The organism is Pseudarthrobacter sp. J1738, from assembly GCF_050490315.1.
In the GTDB taxonomy this organism is placed as follows: domain Bacteria; phylum Actinomycetota; class Actinomycetes; order Actinomycetales; family Micrococcaceae; genus JBNPEO01.
The window spans coordinates 48,661-69,315 of the sequence record NZ_JBNPEO010000012.1 but is presented as its reverse complement, the minus strand read 5'-3'; the positions used below and the strand labels follow the sequence as shown (position 1 = coordinate 69,315).

The following is a 20,655-nucleotide window of genomic DNA, read 5'->3' as shown; positions in this document are numbered from 1 at the left end:
CAAAGGAGTGTGCTGGGACAATTCCGTGGCCGAGTCTGTCTTTTCGTCACTGAAGAACGAGTTCTACCACCACTACAGCTTCCCCACCCGGCAAGACGCACGGCGGGCAACGATGCGTTACATCGAGGTCTTCTACAATCGGCACAGACCCCACACCCACAATGACGGCTTGCCACCAGCTGCGGCCATGGCCAAATTCATGACCCAAAACCAGCAGCTACCCGCTGCTGCCTAACCAAAAAGAAACTAACGAACTGTCCCGGATCCTTGACACACCTCAGTGTGCAGTGGGGTAACGTTTGGGACTCCGTAAATGGAAGGTTTCAGTGGGGTAGTCCTGAGCTGGAACCCCCTATGCCAGCTCATGTGGAGCAACTCTTTTCTGAGGTGGGAGGGCTCACAGAATTTCCTCAGGGGACCGTAGTGCCGCTTTTGGCAGATCACTTCATTGCCGACTGGCGAGACGTCGTCCCCATGGTTGATGTCCCATCGTGGGTGGCCACTGGTCGCCATTCGCCTTCATTCCCGCTCGAGGGGATGCAGTGGCTGGCGGACACGTTGCCGCAGGCGTCTCTGTCCATCTTCGAAAACAGTGGGCACTGTCCGCATTGGAACGAAGCTACTGAATTCAACCGTCAACTGCTCGGATTTCTGCAGGCAACGCGCGCCTAAGACATCAGGCGAAGTGCCAAATTGCATAGCTCATGGTCAGCAGGGGTGGGGGAGTCATTCGTTGTTTAATGCTCAACTCGGTGAATCCATCGTGGAACGGCGGGTTTCGAAAAGCGGATGGTTTTACCACGAGGACCCATACCAGGCGCCGAGTTCCTAGCATGCAACCACGCCAGAAGAGTACACACGATGATTGGCATGAGATGCACCGCAATGGCGGATCACCCGCCCCTCTAGAGCTGCCACTCATCGGGCACCTGCGGGACTAATTCGCCGTCGTCTGTGGTTGTGCACCCTGGGCCAGACGGAGTCCACACGCCACAGCGGAACAGAAGACGAGACGAACGGGATCAGATGACCACAACAACTGCAGACGGAGTGGGCTTCCGGTCCGAACGAGGACCAATCTTGATCGCATTGATGCTATCGACGGGGTTGGTGGCGATTGATTCCACGATTGTCGCCACGGCAGTGCCCTCGATCGTGAACGATATTGGCGGTTTCGCGTCCTTCCCGTGGTTGTTTTCTGCATACCTTTTGGCGCAGGCCGTCTCAGTGCCCATCTACGCCAAACTTTCCGACATGGTGGGCCGCAAGCCGATTATTCTGCTGGGCATCGGTTTGTTCTTAGTGGGCTCTATTCTGTGTGGAATCGCCTGGAGTATGCCGGCCTTGATCGCCTTCCGCGTTCTGCAAGGCCTCGGTGCTGGTGCGGTACAGCCAGTTGCTATCACCATTGCTGGTGATATTTACACTCTGACGGAGCGAGCCAAGGTCCAAGGTTACTTGGCGAGTGTGTGGGCGATTTCTTCAGTGGTTGGCCCAACGCTGGGTGGCGTCTTTTCCTCCCTAGGGGTTTGGCGCGGCATCTTTTTGGTCAACATTCCACTGTGCCTGCTGGCGGCGTGGATGCTTCTGAAAAGCTTCCATGAAAATATTGAGCGAGTGAAGCACCGCGTGGATTACGCTGGCGCAGTCCTGCTCACCATTTCCCTTACCTCGATCATTTTGGGAGCTCTGGAGGGTGGCCAAGCCTGGGCCTGGGATTCGCCCCTCAGCATCGGCATCTTTGTGATCGGTGCTCTGACGCTGACAATATTTGTTTTTGTTGAGCGGAAGGCTGCCGAACCTGTTTTGCCTCCGTGGGTTTTCTCCCGCCGACTATTAGCAACGACGGCGCTCATCTCTTTTGGTGTGGGTGCAGCGATGCTGGGTCTCACGTCCTACGTGCCGACGTTCTTGGAAGGCTCGCTCTCCACATCCCCCATCTTGGCCGGGCTCGCGTTAGCCGCACTAACCCTTGGCTGGCCCATCAGTGCTTCACAGTCGGGCCGCTTCTATCTGCGCATCGGTTTCAAACGCACAGCACTTATTGGCATCAGCATCACCGCTCTTGGTGCGGCGGTGCTTGCACTCACGGCCGCCACACCCAACGTTTTGCTGGTGGCATTAAGCTGCTTCATTGTGGGACTCGGGCTAGGACTGGTTGCTACCCCCACTCTCATTGCAGCCCAATCAAGTGTGGGCTGGAGCGAACGGGGAGTGGTGACAGGCACCAATCTCTTTACCCGGTCGATTGGTAGCGCGATCGGTGTGGCCGTTTTTGGAGCCATAGCCAACGCGATTTATGCCAGCACCCCAAACGGCACAACAGACCATCACACTATTATCTCCGCCTCCGGAGCAGTGTTTCTTGCGGTGCTTGTGGTGGCCGTGCTCACGGTGGTAGCTGTGATCGCAATGCCACCGGCCGCTCCGGCTGAAACCGCTGCGGAAGTAACGCCGTCGGAGTCCAGCTGAGCTACTGCCGGCCACAGAGCCAGATCGTTAGCATTCTGGGCTCCATCCGCTTCCTGTTGTGGACCAGCGGCAGAAGGGTGCGGACATACCCGGCAAGGATCTGCGACTTGCTTGGTTCCATTACGGCTCCAGTGCGCGCGTGGATGGTGTTCTTTCGACTCAACGCGGTACGGAGGTGATGTGGCCCGGTTGGGTAGTTCGAATCGACCTCGCTCGGTGGCGCGCCTGATTCAGGCGGCCAGCAAAGCCGGCGGGAACTTGCCGAGGTAACCGATCGACGGCGAACCACCTCACGTCGTCGCTTTCGTCACTCACCGTGACCTCACCACGGGGATCGGCGATGGCAACGTAGCCAATGTCCCAATGGGCACTGCAGGAAAACCCAGACCCGAGCTCGTGGCGATCGAGGTCAACGATCTGTGCTGACATCAATAGCAGATCCCTAAGCCCTGATTCCTCCCGGGCCTCCCGTTGGGCTGTCTGAGCCACAGTCTGGTCCTGAGTCTCAACGTGTCCGCCAAATTGCACCCAGAACTGACCTTTGCGGTGAAAACACAGTAGGACCTGATCGAAATCTGGCGAGAAAACGAAGCAGGATCCTGTGACGTGCTCCGGACCGCCGTCGCGACTCAAGGCTGCGTCTCCGGACGATGACACAAACCGTTGATACGCATCCCGCTGATCCGATGCAGGCACGTCTTCGAGGCTGTCCAGTAATTCCTTAGATCTCACAGGCTAATCGTGGCACATCTGCAGAACTCAAGGTTGAGCTAGACCCACAGCCGCAGCGAGGCAAAGCGTGCGCGCCTGGCCCTGGAATTAAGCCGTGAACATGGTTTGGGATCCGCCCGGTCCCGCCCACCTAGAGGCGCCTCATTCAGTTAGACCCGCGGTATTTTTTCGTCGGGTAATGAGTTTCGTGCGTGCACTCACGCTCCGAAAGGCACTCTTGTGAATTCCACAGCAATTTCCTTCCCCTTTAAATCCGAACCGGACCGTCCTGTCCATATCCGGAATTTTTGCATCATCGCCCATATTGACCATGGGAAATCCACGCTCTCCGATCGCCTGATCCAGGCAACTGACGCCGTTCCCGATCGGCTATTTAGAGACCAAGTCCTCGATTCCATGGCGATTGAACGGGAACGCGGGATCACGGTGAAGCTTCAAACGGTGCGCTTGAATTACCGCAACCACTTAGGTTCAGACTTCCAGCTGAACCTCATAGACACGCCCGGCCACGTCGACTTCGCGGCGGAGGTTGCACGCAGTTTGGCGGCGTGCGATGGAGCAATCCTCTTGGTTGATGCCACTCAAGGAGTTCAGGCGCAAACCGTTGCAGTCCTCCGTGCGGCCCACCGTCAAGGTCTAACTATCCTGCCGGTGTTGAACAAGGTGGACAGTCCGGGGGCGGACATCGAATCCGCTTTGGCAGAACTCGATGCCCTCGAAGGCGTCGATGCCGCAGGCGCTCTATTAGTCTCGGCCAAAACGGGCCAAGGGATCCCGGAGCTCCTCGAAGCCATCACCACGCAACTTCCGCCACCCTCGGGCGATCCAAGGAGCCCGTTGCGTGCACTCGTGTTTGATTCGCACTATGACCCGTATCAGGGCGCAGTTATGCACGTACGAATCGTTGATGGTGCGCTCGCGCACGGTGACAGCATGCAGCTGATGTCGAATAATCTTGAGTTAGAGGCCGTGGAAGTCGGCCACTTCACTCCTCAACCGATTGCCGCGCTCGGCTTGTCCAACGGCGAGGTCGGCTATGTCGTGACCGGGGTAAAGGACGTTGCAGCGATCCGGGTGGGCGACACCCTGACGGGGTTCGGGCTGGCGGCAACCGAACCATTGTTGCCCTACGATGAACCTGCGCCTATGGTCTTCGCCAGTCTTTATCCCCTAGATGCCCGCCATTTGAATACCTTGCGTGAGGGCATCGCCAAGCTTGCCCTGAACGATGCAGCGCTGCGTTTCACTCCGGAGACTTCCACTGCGCTGGCTGCAGGGTTCCGTTGCGGTTTCCTCGGGATGCTTCATCTAGAAATTGTTCGCGAGCGGCTGCTCCGTGAGTTTTCCGTGGAGATCATTGCCAGTTCACCGAGCGTTCCTTACCAGGCTCGGCTCGTCAACGGCGAAGTGATCTCAGTTGACGGCCCCATGCAGTTTCCGCAAGCGCAGCAATTCCATAGTGCCTTGGAGCCATTCGTTTCTGTGAGCCTCCATCTTCCCCACGACCGGGTGGGCCCCGTTATGGAGGTGTGCCAAAGTCATCGCGGCGAATACGTCTCGTTGACGTATGCCTCGGCCAACGATGCCGTTTTGATGTCATTCCCCTGCAGGCGCGCGTTGAGCAGAAGGTCATCGTGCGCGAAGATCTTCCACCACTTCGCAAGAGCGCCCTGGCGCAGGGGTTCCAAGGCAGTGTTTCGGCCAAGCGACGCCTTGCTGAACGACGTCGGGATCGCACTCCACGGGGAATGGGCAAGGGTGATATCCCGGCCGGGCTTTTCGAGAAGATCTTGGGGATCTGAACGCCACCATACGCAATCCTCCGGGAAGAGTTCGAACCAGGTGAAGGGTTCCGCACCCCACCGGTGGCGATGATCAGCGATGGCCTCGCAGCGTAATAGCTGATGGGGCCATCCTGCTGACCCATAGGATTGAAGCGTCAATGATGGCCCGCCAAGCGGTGGGCGGCACGAGCTGAATCCGGGGATCCCGTTTATGACTGAATCATCCAAATACCTTGTTGTAGGTGCGGGGCTAGCTGGTGCCGCGGCTGCGTGGAAGCTTGCCGCAGCAGGACATGAAGTGACCATCCTGGAGCGTGACGAACCAGCCAGCCACAGGGGGAGTTCGCACGGCTCTGCGCGGATCTTCAGGTACGCCTATGCCGATGAGTTTTATGCCCGGTCGGTGGCGGAATCCCGCACGCTATGGAATGAACTCGAACAGCTCCATGGGGCCGATCTGATTGACCCCGTTGGGGCTGTGGATCACGGCACGCACCGAGACCCGGAACAGCTGGCCCGAGTTTTGGTTGCTGTTGGTGTTGAGCACAACCTCCTCACCGCTGACCAGGCCCGGCAGCGCTGGCCGCAGATCCAATTTGAGTCGCGGGTATTGTGGCAGCCTGGTGCCGGGGTGATAGATGCCGAGGGTTCGGTGAACGCGATGGTGGCCCAAGCTCGAAAACACGGCGCTCGGCTGCTGACGGATTGGACTGTTGCCTCGGTTCAGGAACGCAGCCACGGCTACCGTTTGGTACGCGATAACGGTGAGACGTTCGACGCCGAAAATGTGGTGATCGCTGCCGGTGGCTGGTTACCGCAACTACTTGGGCAGCTCCCACTTCCCTCTGGTTTTTTGGCTGGCATACCCAAATTTACGGTGCGGCAAGAGCAGGTCTTCCACTTCCACTACCGGGAGGCAAATAAGACCAGGCAAGCATGGCCCACCTTCATCCACAACAACGGAAACATTGAGGTTTATGGGCTCCCCGGTGGCAGGGATGCCGGGTTTGACGGCCAAAAAGTGGCCGAATATAACGGCGGACGAATCATCCCCTCTGCTGCCGACCAAACTGGCGTGGTTGATCCGGCAAACCGTGAGCGGGTTGTGGATTATGTACGCATGAATCTGCCTGGCCTAGACCCTGAACCTTATGCCGAAACCACGTGCCTCTTCACCAACACCCCCAACGAGGACTTTGTGATCGACCGGGCCGGTGGGCTCACTATCGTCTCGCCCTGCTCGGGCCACGGTGCTAAGTTTGCGCCGCTGATTGGCGAGTGGGCTGCAGGGTTGGCCACCGGCACGCGAGATGTTCCGGCCAGGTTCCGGGCCGCAACGTTGTAAGTGCAGGCAGCGTAAGTGCATGCAGCTATGACGACCAGGAGTTTCGGCATAAATTGGTTACACGGCTGTATCTGGCCATTTCTCGTGACCATTGGACTGGAAGCGTATGCATATCAACAACGTGGACCCAGACCTGAGGGCTGCGACAAAGGCCTTACCCGCCCTCGATTGGTCTAATGCTTTCATCCGCAATATGGCACGGTGGGCTACTGCGGTGATGCCGGTGCGGAGGGTGGCTGGTGTTGCTGTGTCTACAGCCAAGCTGGGGGAGCTTCGGCTGCGAATCTATGTACCGGATTTGCGGCGCAATGAAGCGGCACTGCTGTGGATTCATGGTGGCGGTTTAATGTTTGGAGATGCCCGTCAAGACGAACCGTTGTGCGCAGAAACTGCACGTGATCTTGGAATGGTTGTGGTCTCGGCTAATTATCGCTTTGCCCCTGAACACCCTTTTCCGGCGGCCTTGGATGACGTTCACTGGGCGTGGAGGTGGCTGCAGCTAAATGCCGATGAGCTGGGCGTGAACCCGGCAAGAATTGTGCTCGGCGGAGAAAGCGCCGGGGGAGGATTGGCGGCAGTACTGGCTCAGCGACTTTTGGATGAGGGGGGCTCTCAGCCCATTGGTCAGTGGCTCTTTTCGCCGATGATTGATGACAGAACGGCTGCCGATGAGACATTGGACTCGGTGGAGCACTGGGCGTGGAACAACCGTTCCAACCGGAACAGCTGGCGGGGTTACCTCGGTAAAGAGCCTGGTGGTGAGGAAGTTCCGCGCTACGCCGCTGCGGCTCGCCGTGAAAATCTGACGGGCCTGCCGCCGAGCTTTCTCGCAGTGGGGGATATTGAACTGTTTTTCCCCGAAGTGCGTGAGTACGGGCGGCGGCTCGCCAGCGCGGGCGTTAGGGTGACGCTCGACGTCGTCCCTAACGCGCCGCACGGATTCGAGTCTTGGGCGCGGAACACCAAACCGGCCAAAGCCCTTATGGGCAGAGCCCGGCAATGGCTGGCCGTGGTGGTTGGAAGCGGGACCCTAGAGTCCTGAGATCCACTCGCCGAGTTTGGTCAGTGTTTCATTGGTGAGTCCATGCCCGCCCGGATCGCGGCGCGAAGTGGTGGTGGCACCGGAGTCGCCCAACAGATAAGTCCAGGTCTTATCCAGCAGCTCACGGGGGATTACGGTGTCGGCATCGCCTTGCGCTACGAACACCGGCGCACCGGTGAGCTGGCCAGCAGTGGTGGGGACACCGGCGTCGAACGGCAAGGTGCCATAGAGGACGGCGGTGCCAGCAAAACGCTGAGGATCCGCCAGGAGAAGCCCGCCGGCGAAGGCGGCACCACCACTGAAACCGATCAGGATCACCGGACGGCCAGCTGGGGCTACGGAGTCCAACCAAGTCTTGAACCAAGCCATGGTTTCGGTCAGCGATTCGGCAATGGGACGGCCAATGCCACGGTTAGCGAACCACGCGTAACCTGCGCCTGCCGCGATGGGTGCACGTACCGCCACGTAGGAATGATCCGCTGGCAAGTGGTCCGCTAGGCCAATGATGCCGTTTTCGTCGGCGCCACGTCCGTGGAGGAGGACCACAAGCGGCTGTGCGGAGTTGTCCGGAGCGTGCCAAATAACAGTGGGTTCTGCAAAGAAATTGTTCACTTGGGGGTCCTCAAAAAGTATTAAGTGGAGTCCTTTGGGCTGGCGAAAGGTGTTCGCCAGCCCAAAGGGTGTGTAGCCGTATGACGGTGATGCTCTACTACGGGTGCCTTAGGCGTTGACGGAGAATCCTGCGGTCCAGGCGATCTTTTCGCCAGCAGCGAGGGTGATCTGGAGGAAGCCGATTGCTTCGAGTTCGCGCGCACGGCTCAAAGCGCCCGCATCGATGGCGCGCAGGCCAGCGGCGGTAACAGCCTCGGCGAGCTGGGTTTTTGCTTCGGCGTGGTCGCCGGCGATCAAAACGGTGGTGGGCTGACCGGCGAGCTCGCCCGTTGCCAAGGTGGAGGCGAAGTTTGTGTTGAAGGCCTTGACGACCTTGGAGCTAGGGAGCGCTGCCTGGATCACGGCGGTGGCGGAAGAATCGGCCGGGACGGTGAGGGAATCGAAAGTTTCGAAGTTGAGCGGGTTGGTGATGTCCACAACCACCTTGCCTGCGAGTTCTTCACCGCGCTGGGCCAAGATGCCCTCAACAGCCGGGTAAGGAACAGCCAAGACAACAATCTCGCCAGTCAGCGCCTGGTCTTTGTCTGCACTTCCCAGAACCTGAACGGTGTTGCCAGCTTTTTCAAAGATGCCAGCGATTGCTGAGCCCATGTTGCCGTGTCCCAGGATGCTTACTGCAGTCATTTCGATCTCCTCGATGTGTCGACCTCACTTACTTGAGGCTTCAACTAAAAGTGTACGCCTCATCTTTAGTTGAAGCAACAACTAATTTCGAAATATCTTTACGTGTCCGCGCGTCGCGAGCTTCTCCTACTGCTGGGCGGCCGGGGTGACGGTGAAGTGGTCCAATTTGGGCAGTGCGTGACCAAGGCGATGTTCGGCGTCGTGCAGAGTTTTTGCTACCTCTGACAGCGGAGCGTCTGCGACATTCACCACGGCTGCACCTTGGAGACGATGCCCAACCCACCTCAGTTGAACCCGATCCACAGAAAGGATCCCTGGGGTGCCGGTTAGTGCAGCTTCCGCCCGGTCCACCAGCTCGGGCTCGATCCCGTCCATCAGGCGGCGGCCGATACTTTTCACCGTGCCCCACAGTAGAGCAATGATGGCCGCGGAAATGACCAGGCCAATGATCGGGTCAGCTAGCGGGAAGCCAAGCATTACGCCGACAGCACCAAGAACCACGGCTAGAGACGTGAAGCCGTCAATCCGGGCGTGAACGCCGTCCGCCACGAGGGCGGCCGAGCCAATCTGGCGGCCAACTTTAATGCGGTAGACAGCCACTAACTCATTGCCTGCAAAACCGATGAGTCCAGCTACCAAGACCCAGCCGAGATTATGCAACGGCTGCGGGTGAAACAAGCGATCAATGGATTCCCAAGCGGCCACCACGGCGGATAGGGCAACTACCGCCACGATAAATATCCCGGCGAGATCCTCGGCGCGGCCATAACCGAAGGTGTAGCGGCGGTTCGCAGCACGGCGCCCCACAATGAACGCGATCCACAGGGGTACTGCCGTCAGTGCGTCCGAGAAGTTGTGGATGGTGTCAGCCAAGAGTGCCACCGAACCACTGATAAGGACCACCAAGAATTGCAGGATGGTTGTGCCTAGCAAGATGAAAAGGCTGATTTTTAGAGCTCGAACACCCCTGGTGCTGGACTCCAACGCGTCATCGATCGAGTCAGCGGCATCATGAGTGTGCGGAACAAAGAGCTCATAAAGCCAGCCGCGGATTCCCGAATAATGCTTATGGCTGTGGTCGCCATGATCATGATTGTGATCGTGGCTGTGACCGTGCTCGTGGTGAGCTGCATCCTCGTGACTGTGCCCGTTTTTGTGTGGGTGTTCGTGGCTGCCGTGATCCGTAATGCTCATGCTTCCTCCTGCTTTTGGTGGTGGGCTGGAACTCCGCCAAGTGCGTGTTCGGCCTGGTGAATTGCGTCAGTAACCAGTTGCCGAGCATGTTCGTTTTCCAGGCGGTACATGACTTTGGTGCCGTCCTGCCGGGTTGAGACCATACGGGCCAAACGCATCTTTGCCAGGTGTTGGGAAACTGCGGTGGGGGACTTTCCCACAAGGGAAGCTAAGGTGCCAACGGCCAGCTCTTGGTCACGCAGTGCGAGGATAATCCGAACGCGGGTAGGCGCACTAGCGGCCGAGGTAGTTGCGCAGGCCAGTCTCACCTTTGGCCATCAATACAGCGTGCGCGTGTTTGAATGCCGGCGCCGCAAGCGGGCTGAGCAGTTGCATCCATCGGCTGGTTGGCCGAACGTTCCACTCAATCTCCACACGAGTGCACTGTTCGTCAATCGAGGATAGAACCGCGCGTCCTTGACCTACCAGGTCGCCGCGGGCGTCAAAAGTAACTTCCCTGGGACTGTTTACTCGGGTTGGGTGGTACAGGACCATCAAGGTGTAACCGTACGACGCGCGGAACTTCAGTGCCGCCGTCGTCGTCAAGATTTGTTCATCGGCTGAGGAATGGACGTCACTGTGGTGTTCGAGCGGGGCAGCCAGGCTGCAGCCGGGCCACCAAAGGGGCCAAGACATGGTGGGATCCGCCATCACGTCCCAGACCTTCTGCCGGGGATGGGCAAAGTTCCAAATGGAAGAGAGGCTGAAAAGGTGGGCGGGCATACGGACAGTTTGGCACAGGCGTCAACTAGTGTGGATGGCAGAGCTAAAGTGCTGCGGCCACCCCGCCCGGCCACGATGTAAAAGGAGTACATGTTGATCTTTATTACTGCGAAGTTCCCGGTGAAGCCTGAGCACGCCGACGCCTGGCCGGAGATTTCCCGTGAGTTCACTGAGGCCACCAACGCTGAAGCAGGCTGCGTCTTTTTTGAATGGTCACGTTCGGTTGAAGAGCCCAACACGTACGTGCTGCTTGAAGCATTCCGTGATGACGAAGCCGGTGGGGAGCACGTGCAGTCAGATCATTTCCAGAAGGCCACTCAGACCTTGCCGGCGTACCTGAGTGAAACCCCGGACATCGTCAACGTGAAGGTTGACGGCTGGTCCAAACTCGGCGAGATGGAAGTGCCTGCGTCCTAGCTTGAAAAGTTAGTTCAGCAGTACTTCAACACCATCAGTCATCTGAACCATAGATTGTCAGAACAGCAGGGGAGTTGGGTCAAAGATGTCCTCGAAGGAGCCAATTGTTGTTGGGGTAGATCAGTCCGCGTCAAGCAAGGTGGCGTTGGAGTGGGCTGCTCGGCGTGCCGAGGCACTCCAACTCCCGCTGGTTCTGATGCACGTGATTGATGAGCTTGCAGGACCTACAGACCTGCACAACGAGCGTCAAAAAAGTATTGCTCTTTTGGAAAACGACGCTGACCGAGTGCGGGAGTTTGCGCCTCTCACGGAGGTGCAGGTACACATCACCCAAGGTGATCCCGCCGGCAAATTGGTTGAAGCCTCCCACGATGCCGAGATGTTGGTGGTTGGTACTGACCGGGCTGCTGACATTCACGGGGAAGGATTCGGCGCTGTAAATAGCCAACTCACCGTCCTAGCCTTGTGCCCCCTCGCCATCATTCCGCAACACACACCCAGCGAAGCCACAAGAATTGTGGTGGGGATTGACGGCTCACCCAATTCGCTGGTCGCGGCCCATTTTGCTGCCGGTGAAGCTCTCAGAGGCGGCGGTGAGCTAACCATGATTTACGCGGCAAGCACCAGTACGGGGCTGGTTGGTAGCTCCTCGGATGAGTCTGACGCTCAGACGGCGGGTCAGGATGTTATCGATTCCACTATCACCGAGCTTCAGGCACGGTTCGGTGTTGCGCTGAACGTACAGGGACACGTTATTTTCGGTGAAGATCCCGCCCAAGCACTCAAAGATTCCGCGCGGCATGCAACCCTCTTGGTAGTGGGTAGCCGTGGTGGTGACGTTGTCCACCACTTGCGTCACGGGCTAACAACACACAGTCTTTTGCAGGGTCTTGTATGCCCCTTGGTGCTCACCCGCCCGGCAAACTGACTCTGAAGGCAGACCCGGGTGTATGCCAGGCACTGAGCAGCGTGTGTTTGAGAGGTTTTCATCAGCGCGGACGGAAGTCACAACTGTGGGCACCACCGGCCACTATCCAAAGGCCGCTCCAAGAACTGACTAATCCAAATCACAGGAACCGCGGCCACTATGAATTCAGGGGATTCAGCGAACGGATAGGAGCCTGTGATGGAACCGCGAAGTAATGGAAGCAAGGGTGCGGTTAAGGCCACAGCGCTAGTGGCGGTGGGCGGTCTGGCAGTTGTGGGGATCACCAACGTAACAGTAGACGCCATGAGTAGCACTCACGCCGCAGCATCCAGCACCAGCACGAATCAGAGCTCGCAAACCACCAGCGGAAGCACCAGCAGCAGCGGTACTTCAAGCGATAGTGGTACTTCAAGCAGCAGTGGATCCTCGGACAGCAGCGCTTCCTCAGGTAGTACGGACTCTTCCGGTGATACCTCTGTCCAGCAGGGCAACGGTGGAATGATCAGCGGCCAGTCAACGGGTTCTTAGGATGAGCAATCTCACGACGAGCGGCATTGAGAGAATCGCTCAAACCAACTGGATAGTATGGGGTCTTGAAGCGTCATTGACTGTCACCGACGCCTCGGTGCTAAATGCTGCGGAAGAGATTGTTCGGGAAGTTATAGCGCAGGTGGATGCTGCCGGCAGCCGCTTCCGGCCGGACTCAGAGTTGGCCAAACTTCAGCCTGAACTCGCGTCCGGGGCAACGGTTAGCTCAACCTTGGCCCTGCTGGTGGCTGGTGCACTCGACGCCGCCCGATGGACGGATGGGGCAGTGGACCCCACCTTGGGACGCGACATGGACTCCCTGGGCTATGACCGCGACCTCAAGGAAGTAAAACTTCGCAGCGGGCTAAAACACCCTTCGGCGTCTTCGGTGGTGGTGCAGGTCAGAACTATTGGACGTGCACCGGGCTGGGAGCGCGTTAAGCTCACTGGCCGCACATTGCAGATGCCGCAGACCCTTCGCCTGGACTTGGGCGCCACAGCGAAAGCAATTGCCGCAGACATGGCAGCAGACCGCGTTGCCGCAACCTTGGGCACCGGCGTTCTAGTGTCCTTGGGTGGGGATATTGCGACGGCGGGTCCGGCACCGCTGGGTGGTTGGCAGGTTTTGGTCCAAGACCTCGCCCAAGACCCGTGGCAGCAGGTTGGCTTAGCGGCTGGGCACGCCATGGCCACCTCCAGTACGCAGAAGCGGCGTTGGGTGCAGAACGGTAAAGAAGTTCACCACATTTTGGACCCACGATTTGGCACACCAGTGGAGCCCGTGTGGAGATCAGTCACCGTGGCGGCGCCAACGTGCTTGCAGGCCAATGCGTACAGCACCGCAGGAATTGTGCGCGGCTTTGGCGCCGTTGACTGGTTCAAAGCTGCCGGTGTTGCCGCCAGATTTGTTGATCAGCAGCACAGGGTAGTCACCACCGGCGGCTGGCCAGCGCCCGAGTTAGGGCGCTGACCACACCCAATCGCGAATTTCTGGCATATCCTCCAAATGTTCCTGAACATAGCTGGCGTGCCGGGCCAGCATGGTGTTGCAATGTTCAATCAATTCTTGGGCACCGTCAACGTGCTGCCCGGCCCGGCGGATGGATTCAAGTGCCAAGTGGTAGCGGCTCATCCTGTTAAGGACCACCATGTCGAACGGGGTAGTGGTGGTGCCCTGTTCGTTATACCCGCGCACATGAAAGCGGCCCGGGTGTTGGCGGCCGTGAAGGAGTTGGTGGAAGGCTCGGGCGTAACCGTGCCATGCAACTATCACCTCGCCGTCGGAAGTAAAAAGTTTTTCGAAGTCCGCGTCACTGATACCGTGCGGGTGCGCATCATCGGGCGGCAGGACCATCACGTCCATCACGTTGACTACCCGGACTTTGAGGCGTGGCATGTGCCGTTGCAGGAGCCACGCTGCCGCGAGGGTTTCTTCCGTGGGTACGTCACCGGCGCACGCCATCACCACATCAGGATCGGCGGCCTCTTTGGTTTCAGCCTCGTTCCCGGCCCAATGCCAGATTGAAGCACCAGCTTCGGCATGATGACGCGCCTCTTCGAGGGTCAAATACTGTGGGTGAGCTTGTTTGTCCACCACCACCAAGTTCACGTAGTCCTTGCTCAGGAGAACATGTTCGGAGACTGCTAGCAGAGTGTTGGAATCTGGTGGCAGGTATACCCGAACCACAGATCCGGAGAGCGAGAGGACCGTATCAATGAGCCCGGGGCCCTGGTGGCTGAAACCGTTGTGGTCATTGCGCCAACAGGTCGAGGTCAACAAAATGTTCAGGCTGGGAACGGGGTTCCGCCATGGCAAATCGCGTGCGTGTTGCAACCACTTGGTGTGCTGGATGGTCATGGAGGCGCTGACCATGGCAAAGGCCTCATAGGTGGCAAAAAGACCGTAACGTCCAGTGAGCGAATACCCCTCCAGCCAGCCTTGGCACAAGTGTTCGGAGAGAACTTCCATCACCCGCCCGTCTGGGGAAAGGTGGTCATCGCCTTCTTGAACCGGCTCCATCAGGCAACGATCGGTTACCTCAAACACGGCACCTAGCCGGTTGCTATTTGTCTCATCGGGGCTAAAGAGCCGGAACCGCGGATCGTCTGATGTGTCAGTGTAAATGTCCCGGAGCATCTCGCCCAGAACTTTGGTGGTTTCGTGCTTAGTAGAACCAGGAACGCCCACTTCGAGGGCATAATTTTCCAAGGGCCGGATGGGCAGCGGCGCCAAGGCTGGACCACCTTGAGCCCACTTACTGGAACCCATACGCGCTTCACCGGCCGGGGCCAAAGCCGCAAGCTCAGGCACTAGCCGCCCTTCGTCGTCGAACAGTGTTTCTGGTTTATAGGACCGCAACCACGCCTCAAGCTGGGCCAAATGCTCCGGGTTTTCCTTCACACCGGAGAGCGGTACTTGGTGGGAACGGAAGGTCCCTTCAACCGGGACGCCGTCCACCGAGGACGGTCCGGTCCAGCCCTTGGGGGTACGCAGAATAATCGCCGGCCAGCGGGGAATACCGTTAGTGCCGCGTTCCCGTGCCTGGGCCTGAATCTGCACAATGCGCTTATGAGCTTTTTCTACGGCCTGGGCCAGAGCTGGGTGAACCAATGCCGGGTCATCACCGGAGACCACTATGGGGTCCCAACCGTGAGCACTGAGCAAGTCCATTACCTGTTGGTCCGATTGGCGTCCCAACACAGTGGGCCCAGCAATCTTGTAACCATTCAGGTGCAGGATGGGCAAAACAGCACCGTCACGGCGTGGGTTCAAGAATGCGGGGATTTTCCAGGCACCTTCCAAGGGGCCGGTCTCTGCCTCCCCATCACCCACCACACACGCCACAATCAGTTCTGGATTGTCCATTGCGGCACCGGCGGCGTGCGAGAGTGCGTACCCCAGTTCGCCACCTTCATGGATGGAACCGGGCGTGGGCGGGCCAACATGGCTGGGAATACCGCCCGGGGTTGAGAACTGACGGATCATTTTCCGCAGACCCTTATGGTTCTCACTAACCTCGGGGTAAACCTCGGAATAAGAACCTTCCAAATAGACATTTGCGACGACGGCCGGCCCACCGTGGCCCGGCCCGGCAACAAAAAGAACTTTAGCGCCGGTTTTGTTGATCAGCCTGTTCAAGTGCACGTACAGCAAGGACAATCCAGGGCTGGTGCCCCAGTGGCCTAAGAGTCTGGATTTGATGTGCTCCACACGCAGCGGCTCACGCAAGAGGGCGTTTTCTTGCAGATAAATTTGCGCCACCGTCAGGTAGTTGGCTGCGTGCCAGTACCTGTCCAGCTCAACAAATTCTGCGGGAACGCCGGAGTTTACGGCAGGCGTGAAAGGTGACGCGTTGTGCTGGGTTTCTTCGTTGTTCAAGGCTTGCCCCGGATCCGTTGGGGTGGATGTCCACCGCGTTGGCTGCATGGTCAATGCTGGTAATCAACGTTCTTCCTCAGTGTGGCATCTGCCGGTGCTGACTGAAAGGGACTTTGGACCCTGTGCAGGAACGCTCGGCTACTGGAATATGTAAGGCACGGGACAACTGGGCCCACCACAGGGACAAAACGCAGCAACCACCGCTGCAGGACAGGTTGGCAGTTAGTGAGCCTTGCTGGAGTGAAAGAAGCAACGGATTTCCGCCGCTTCACTGCGCCTGAATCGGCCGGGGATGAGATTGGCAAAGTCCTTCAAGACTTGCAATCCAGGGACAACGGTCTTGATAGCGCCGAGGCCGCCAAACGCTTGCAAGCCGTTGGCCCCAATGCACTGAGAACACACAGGGCCAGTGGCTGGTCGGTCTTAGGCCGTCAGCTCAAAAGCCCCATCCTGATCCTGCTGATCATCACGGCGGGCTTGTCGCTATTTTTGGGTGACGCCACCAACTCCATCGTAATTGGTGTGATCCTCGTGGTCAGTGTGGGCTTGGGCTTCACCAACGAATTCCGCGCTGAGCGTGCCGCCGAAGCGCTGCATGATCGAGTGACACACACAGTGGTGGTCTTGCGGGACGGCAAAGAATCACGCATCAACGTGGTGGATCTTGTTCCCGGTGACGTGGTCCGTTTGGCCTTGGGCGGCTTGATCCCTGCGGACATCAGGCTACTGACGTCGCAGGGTTTGCAGTGCGATGAAAGCATTCTCACAGGGGAATCGCTCCCAGTAGATAAGGACCCAGCACCGTGTGAGGGTGACCGCGTCCTAGCGGAATTGTCCTGTTGCCTCTTTATGGGCACCATCATCGCCGCTGGCAGTTGCACCGGGGTGGTGGTTACTACCGGTGGACGCGCCGAGTTTGGCAAGATCGCTATGGGTTTGGGGGAGCGCCAACCACAAACAGAGTTCCAAAACGGGCTCAAGCGTTTCTCCTTCCTCCTGCTGCAAGTGGCGGTAGGACTGACCACTCTGATCTTTATTGCCAACCTCCTTTTGGGACGCCCGCTCCTGGAGTCACTGCTCTTTTCCCTCGCAATCGCTGTGGGCATTACCCCACAGTTACTGCCAGCCGTGGTGAGCACCTGCCTGGCGGCTGGAACTCGGGCCCTGGCTAAGCGGAAAGTCCTGGTCAAACGTCTGGTCTGTATTGAGGACCTCGGAGACATGGACGTGCTGGTCACGGACAAAACCGGAACCCTCACCGAGGGGCACATCAGTTTTGTGGCAGCCCACCCCGTGCGCACGGACGTTACCCAGGACGAGCTGTTTACCTTGGGCCTGCTCGCCACAGAGGCCGACTACTCCCACACACCAGTACTAACCCTGGGCCAGAACCCGCTGGACACAGCCCTGTGGGACGCAAGCGACGCCCAAGATTTCAGCACCACGGCCCAGCAGCAGTTGGCCATCCTCCCTTTTGATCACCAGCGGCGGATGACCAGCGTACTCATCAGCAGCTCCGCCGGTCACCAGCAGATCGTCACCAAGGGATCACCAGAGGACGTGATGGCAGTCTGCGCCGACGTCCCGGCCGCCGCCCAGCAACTTTTGGACAATGAGTACGACGCCGGATCAAGAGTTATCGCCGTTGCCTACCGGGAAGTGGTGGGCAAATCGGCTATTACACCGGCAGATGAGCACGGTCTGGTCTTGGCCGGGTTCCTCGTGTTTTTGGATAAGCCCAAAGTCAGTGCCCAAGATTCACTCAAGGCGCTCGCGGACCTAGGGATTGCCGTGAAAGTTGCCACGGGGGATAACGCAAGGGTGGCGGCAAAGGTGTGCGCCGACTTGGGTTTGGTTTCCGGCGGGACGCTCACCGGAACTGAGATTGATGCATTCTCCGCAGAAGAGTTGGCGGTAGCTGCGAATGAGGCGAGCATTTTCTCCCGTGTTTCCCCAGAACAGAAAGCACGGATCATCCGGGCCCTGCGCCAAAAAGGCCGGGCTGTGGGCTTTTTGGGCGATGGCGTCAATGACGCCCTCGCCTTGCACGCGGCGGACGTTGGAATTTCGGTGGAGACCGCCACGGATGTTGCCAAGGGTGCTGCTGACATTGTGTTGATGGACAAGGACCTGGGGGTTTTGGCGGAAGGTGTCCGGGAGGGGAGGCGCATTTTTGCTAACACCATCAAGTACGTCCTGATGGGGACTTCGAGCAATTTTGGGAACATGTTTAGCGCAGCAACGGCCTCTGTGGTCTTGAGTTTTTTGCCCATGCTGCCGGGCCAGATCCTGCTCAACAATCTGCTCTACGACACTGGCCAGTTGGCCATTCCGGGGGACCGGGTGGACAAGGAACAATTGCGAGCGCCATCGCACTGGGACATTGCCTTTATTCGCCGTTTTATGTTCCTCTTTGGTCCCATCAGTTCTCTGTTCGACTTCGCCACCTTTGGGTTGATGTTGTTTGTTTTTAATGCAGCCCCTGGCGAGTTCCGGGCAGGTTGGTTTATTGAATCCATCGCCACTCAAACGTTGATCATTTTTGCCATCAGAACCCGCCGTGTACCGTTTTTGCGCAGCAGACCTTCGGCAGGTTTGTTGTGGGCCTCGCTGAGTGTGGTGGCCGCCGGGATCTATTTGCCGCTGTCGCCGGTGGGGCCGGTTCTTGGTTTTGATCCGCTACCTGTGCCGTTCTTCTTAGCGCTTCTGGCCATGACAGTGGTGTATTTGGTACTTGTGGAGACCGCCAAGCACTGGTTCTTTGCCCGGTCCGCTCAAACGGAGCTACCCGCCACTGCCGCGAAGCCTCGTGGGCGGACGCACCATGTTCACCGCCGGGCGGCCCGCTTTAGTGTTTCTCAGCAGCTCTAGCGCGGAGCTACGGGTGAGCGCTTGTGGCCGTCGCCGAGGGCCCGGAGGGCGTTGAGGATGGTGGCCAAATCCACCAATTCTTGCAGGAGCGCGCCGGCAACGGCGGGGATCAGTCCAAATGCGGCTGCCACCATCAAGCCGAGGCTCAGTAGTATCCCGGTCCAAATACTGGTGTGAGCAATCTTGAGTGTGTACTGGCCAATCTCCACGGCGAGTGAGGTTCTGGATAGGTCGTCGATCATAATAACGACGTCGGCTGACTCGCTTGCCGCTGTGGCGCCTTTGGCACCCATCGCTATGCCGACGTCGGCCGCAGCGAGGACCGGTGCGTCATTGATGCCGTCGCCCACCATCATGACGGGGCGTTGGGTGATGGCTGCTACGGCGGTGACTTTGTCCGCGGGCAGGCATTCAGCATGAACCGTGCTGATGCCTACTTCGCGGCCAATGTGCTCGGCGGTTGAGGTGGCATCTCCGGTGAGGAGCAGAGTTTCTTGGACTCCAAGTGCGCGGAGTGCAGCCACCGTGGCGGGGGCGTTTTCGCGCAGCGGGTCACTCATCATGAGGGCCCCGGCGAACTGGCCGTCCACCCCAAGGTAGATGCCCAGTTGCCCGCTCGCAAGGATGGTTCGGGTAAATCCAGTGGTTGCTGCGGCCACAAACGCTGCTTTGCCAAGCACTACGGTGTGACCCTGGCACTGGGCTGTAACGCCGTCGGTGGCGTGTTCGCGGGCATCGGTGGCAGGCAAGAGGGCCAAGCCTTTGGCGCGTGCGGAGTTCATCACGGAACTGGCTAGCACATGGGAAGAATATTGTTCCGCGGAGGCCGCCAATTGCAGCAGACGATCGGCTGTGAGTCCTGCGGGCGCGCTCTGCGCGATCTGGATTCTCTCAAGGGTGGGGTGTCCATGGGTGAGTGTTCCGGTTTTGTCGAACACGGCAGTTTTGACCCGGGCAAGTTGTTCAAGGGTGCCGGCGTTTTTGATGATGATGCCGGCGTGGGCTGCACGGCTGGTTCCTGCCAAAAAGGCCACTGGTGCGGCGATCAGCAGAGGACACGGTGTGGCTACCACTAGGACTTCGGCAAAGCGGTGCGGCTCACCACTGATAAACCAGGCGAGTCCGGCCAGAATCAATGCTATTAGCGTGAAGGGGACGGCGTACCGGTCGGCCAGCCGGACGGTGGGCGCCCGGCTAGCAGCTGCTTCTTGGACCAACGCCACAATTTGGCTGTACTGGGAGTTCGCGGAAGTGGCCGTGGCCCGCAGGTGAACAGCAGCTTCGCCGTTAAGGGACCCGCTCAGAAGAGTGTCACCACGGACGTGCTCCACGGGGAGGCTTTCACCGGTGAGCGCTGACTCATCAAAAATCCCGGCCTCGGTGAGTAGCTCGCCGTCCACTGGAAGGATTTCTGACGGCTTAATCAGCAGCACATCCCCAATTTCCACGTCAGCTACGGGGATGTCCTCGGCAACGCTTCCCACCCCCTTGGCTTCGCGGTGAGCGATCCTTGGTGAGCGGTCCAAGAGCGAGCGGAGCTCCCGGGAGGCCCGGCCTTGCGCAAAGGTTTCCAGCGCTTCACCACCGGTGAGCATCAGGACAATAATCAGCGAGGCGATGTATTCGCCCACCAGAACTGTGGCCACAATGGCTGTCACGGCCAGGAGGTCAATGCCCCACTTTCCGTGAAAAATTTCCCGGACCATGGCGATGGTCCGGACCGCTGTGACGCCGAGTGCAAAAACGGTGGCTGTCCATTGGGCCGCCACCGGCTGGCCGGTCAGTAAAAGAATTCCGACGGCGGCACCCACCAGAACGGTCAAGGCCACCAGCGGGTATTGTTTGACAGCTCTCAGAACGGGTCCGGAGGTTTTGGTGCCGGGCTGGGCGCTCAGTGGCTCGACG

At 58.7% G+C, this 20,655-nt stretch carries 18 protein-coding genes and 1 pseudogene; 11 read left to right on the top strand and 8 right to left on the bottom strand.

What is annotated here, in order from left to right; translation table 11 throughout:
* From ACQR35_RS13090 to ACQR35_RS13080, 3 genes and pseudogenes are all read left to right on the top strand, one after another.
* Nucleotides 1-157 (top strand): annotated as a pseudogene (locus ACQR35_RS13090) (integrase core domain-containing protein); the annotation flags it as partial.
* Between the two features lie 197 nt (nt 158-354).
* Nucleotides 355-672: an alpha/beta fold hydrolase gene (locus ACQR35_RS13085; RefSeq protein ID WP_430270303.1), complete on the top strand. Its 318-nt coding sequence runs from the start codon at nt 355-357 to the stop codon at nt 670-672.
* 354 nt (nt 673-1,026) lie between these two features.
* Nucleotides 1,027-2,472 carry an MFS transporter gene (locus ACQR35_RS13080; protein ID WP_430270302.1) on the top strand — a complete coding sequence of 482 codons (1,446 nt, stop codon included), beginning with the start codon at nt 1,027-1,029 and terminating at the stop codon, nt 2,470-2,472.
* Nucleotides 2,473-2,631: 159 nt separating this feature from the next.
* Here the strand turns inward: ACQR35_RS13080 and ACQR35_RS13075 are convergent, their stop codons facing one another.
* Nucleotides 2,632-3,204 carry an NUDIX hydrolase gene (locus ACQR35_RS13075; protein ID WP_430268760.1) on the bottom strand — a complete coding sequence of 191 codons (573 nt, stop codon included), beginning with the start codon at nt 3,202-3,204 and terminating at the stop codon, nt 2,632-2,634.
* A gap of 219 nt (nt 3,205-3,423) precedes the next feature.
* Here ACQR35_RS13075 and lepA point away from each other — a divergent pair, with 219 nt between their 5' ends.
* From lepA to ACQR35_RS13060, 3 genes are all read left to right on the top strand, one after another.
* Nucleotides 3,424-5,079, top strand: a complete 1,656-nt coding sequence (gene lepA, locus ACQR35_RS13070; protein ID WP_430270301.1) for a translation elongation factor 4 — start codon at nt 3,424-3,426, stop codon at nt 5,077-5,079.
* 120 nt (nt 5,080-5,199) lie between these two features.
* Complete coding sequence (locus ACQR35_RS13065) at nt 5,200-6,333, top strand: FAD-dependent oxidoreductase (protein ID WP_430270300.1); 1,134 nt, start codon at nt 5,200-5,202, stop codon at nt 6,331-6,333.
* A 106-nt stretch (nt 6,334-6,439) separates the two neighbouring features.
* Entirely contained in the window at nt 6,440-7,375 is a 936-nt protein-coding gene (locus ACQR35_RS13060) for an alpha/beta hydrolase (protein WP_430270299.1), read from the top strand.
* On the opposite strand, the gene ACQR35_RS13055 is transcribed toward ACQR35_RS13060, so the two are convergent.
* The 5 genes from ACQR35_RS13055 to ACQR35_RS13035 form a co-directional block, all read right to left on the bottom strand.
* Nucleotides 7,364-7,987: an alpha/beta hydrolase gene (locus ACQR35_RS13055; RefSeq protein ID WP_430270298.1), complete on the bottom strand. Its 624-nt coding sequence runs from the start codon at nt 7,985-7,987 to the stop codon at nt 7,364-7,366. The two genes, ACQR35_RS13060 and ACQR35_RS13055, sit on opposite strands and share 12 nt — an antisense overlap.
* 108 nt (nt 7,988-8,095) lie before the next feature.
* Nucleotides 8,096-8,671, bottom strand: a complete 576-nt coding sequence (locus ACQR35_RS13050) for an NADPH-dependent F420 reductase (protein WP_430270297.1) — start codon at nt 8,669-8,671, stop codon at nt 8,096-8,098.
* 126 nt (nt 8,672-8,797) lie between these two features.
* On the bottom strand, nt 8,798-9,865 hold the full coding sequence (locus tag ACQR35_RS13045) for a cation diffusion facilitator family transporter (RefSeq protein ID WP_430270296.1): 1,068 nt from the start codon (nt 9,863-9,865) through the stop codon (nt 8,798-8,800).
* Entirely contained in the window at nt 9,862-10,173 is a 312-nt protein-coding gene (locus tag ACQR35_RS13040) for an ArsR/SmtB family transcription factor (protein WP_430270295.1), read from the bottom strand. The genes ACQR35_RS13045 and ACQR35_RS13040 overlap by 4 nt, the downstream gene beginning before the upstream one ends.
* A complete protein-coding gene (locus ACQR35_RS13035) occupies nt 10,139-10,627 on the bottom strand; it encodes a hypothetical protein (RefSeq protein WP_430270294.1) in 489 nt (162 codons plus the stop codon). The genes ACQR35_RS13040 and ACQR35_RS13035 overlap by 35 nt, the downstream gene beginning before the upstream one ends.
* 93 nt (nt 10,628-10,720) lie before the next feature.
* Between ACQR35_RS13035 and ACQR35_RS13030 the strand changes: the two genes are divergently transcribed.
* The 4 genes from ACQR35_RS13030 (at nt 10,721) to ACQR35_RS13015 (ending at nt 13,470) form a co-directional block, all read left to right on the top strand.
* Nucleotides 10,721-11,044, top strand: coding sequence for a putative quinol monooxygenase (locus ACQR35_RS13030; RefSeq protein ID WP_430268768.1), 324 nt, complete (start codon nt 10,721-10,723; stop codon nt 11,042-11,044).
* An 85-nt stretch (nt 11,045-11,129) separates the two neighbouring features.
* The gene (locus tag ACQR35_RS13025) at nt 11,130-11,972 is read left to right on the top strand and encodes a universal stress protein (RefSeq protein WP_430270293.1); all 843 of its coding nucleotides are present in this window, start codon (nt 11,130-11,132) and stop codon (nt 11,970-11,972) included.
* A gap of 198 nt (nt 11,973-12,170) precedes the next feature.
* Nucleotides 12,171-12,500, top strand: coding sequence for a hypothetical protein (locus tag ACQR35_RS13020; RefSeq protein WP_430270292.1), 330 nt, complete (start codon nt 12,171-12,173; stop codon nt 12,498-12,500).
* 1 nt (nt 12,501) lies between these two features.
* The gene (locus ACQR35_RS13015) at nt 12,502-13,470 is read left to right on the top strand and encodes an FAD:protein FMN transferase (RefSeq protein ID WP_430270291.1); all 969 of its coding nucleotides are present in this window, start codon (nt 12,502-12,504) and stop codon (nt 13,468-13,470) included.
* On the opposite strand, the gene ACQR35_RS13010 is transcribed toward ACQR35_RS13015, so the two are convergent.
* Complete coding sequence (locus ACQR35_RS13010) at nt 13,459-15,927, bottom strand: phosphoketolase family protein (protein ID WP_430270290.1); 2,469 nt, start codon at nt 15,925-15,927, stop codon at nt 13,459-13,461. The two genes, ACQR35_RS13015 and ACQR35_RS13010, sit on opposite strands and share 12 nt — an antisense overlap.
* Nucleotides 15,928-16,119: 192 nt before the next feature.
* Between ACQR35_RS13010 and mgtA the strand changes: the two genes are divergently transcribed.
* The gene (mgtA, locus tag ACQR35_RS13005) at nt 16,120-18,750 is read left to right on the top strand and encodes a magnesium-translocating P-type ATPase (protein WP_430270289.1); all 2,631 of its coding nucleotides are present in this window, start codon (nt 16,120-16,122) and stop codon (nt 18,748-18,750) included.
* Here the strand turns inward: mgtA and ACQR35_RS13000 are convergent.
* Complete coding sequence (locus ACQR35_RS13000; RefSeq protein WP_430270288.1) at nt 18,747-20,579, bottom strand: heavy metal translocating P-type ATPase; 1,833 nt, start codon at nt 20,577-20,579, stop codon at nt 18,747-18,749. The two genes, mgtA and ACQR35_RS13000, sit on opposite strands and share 4 nt — an antisense overlap.
* Nucleotides 20,580-20,655: the final 76 nt, after the last annotated feature.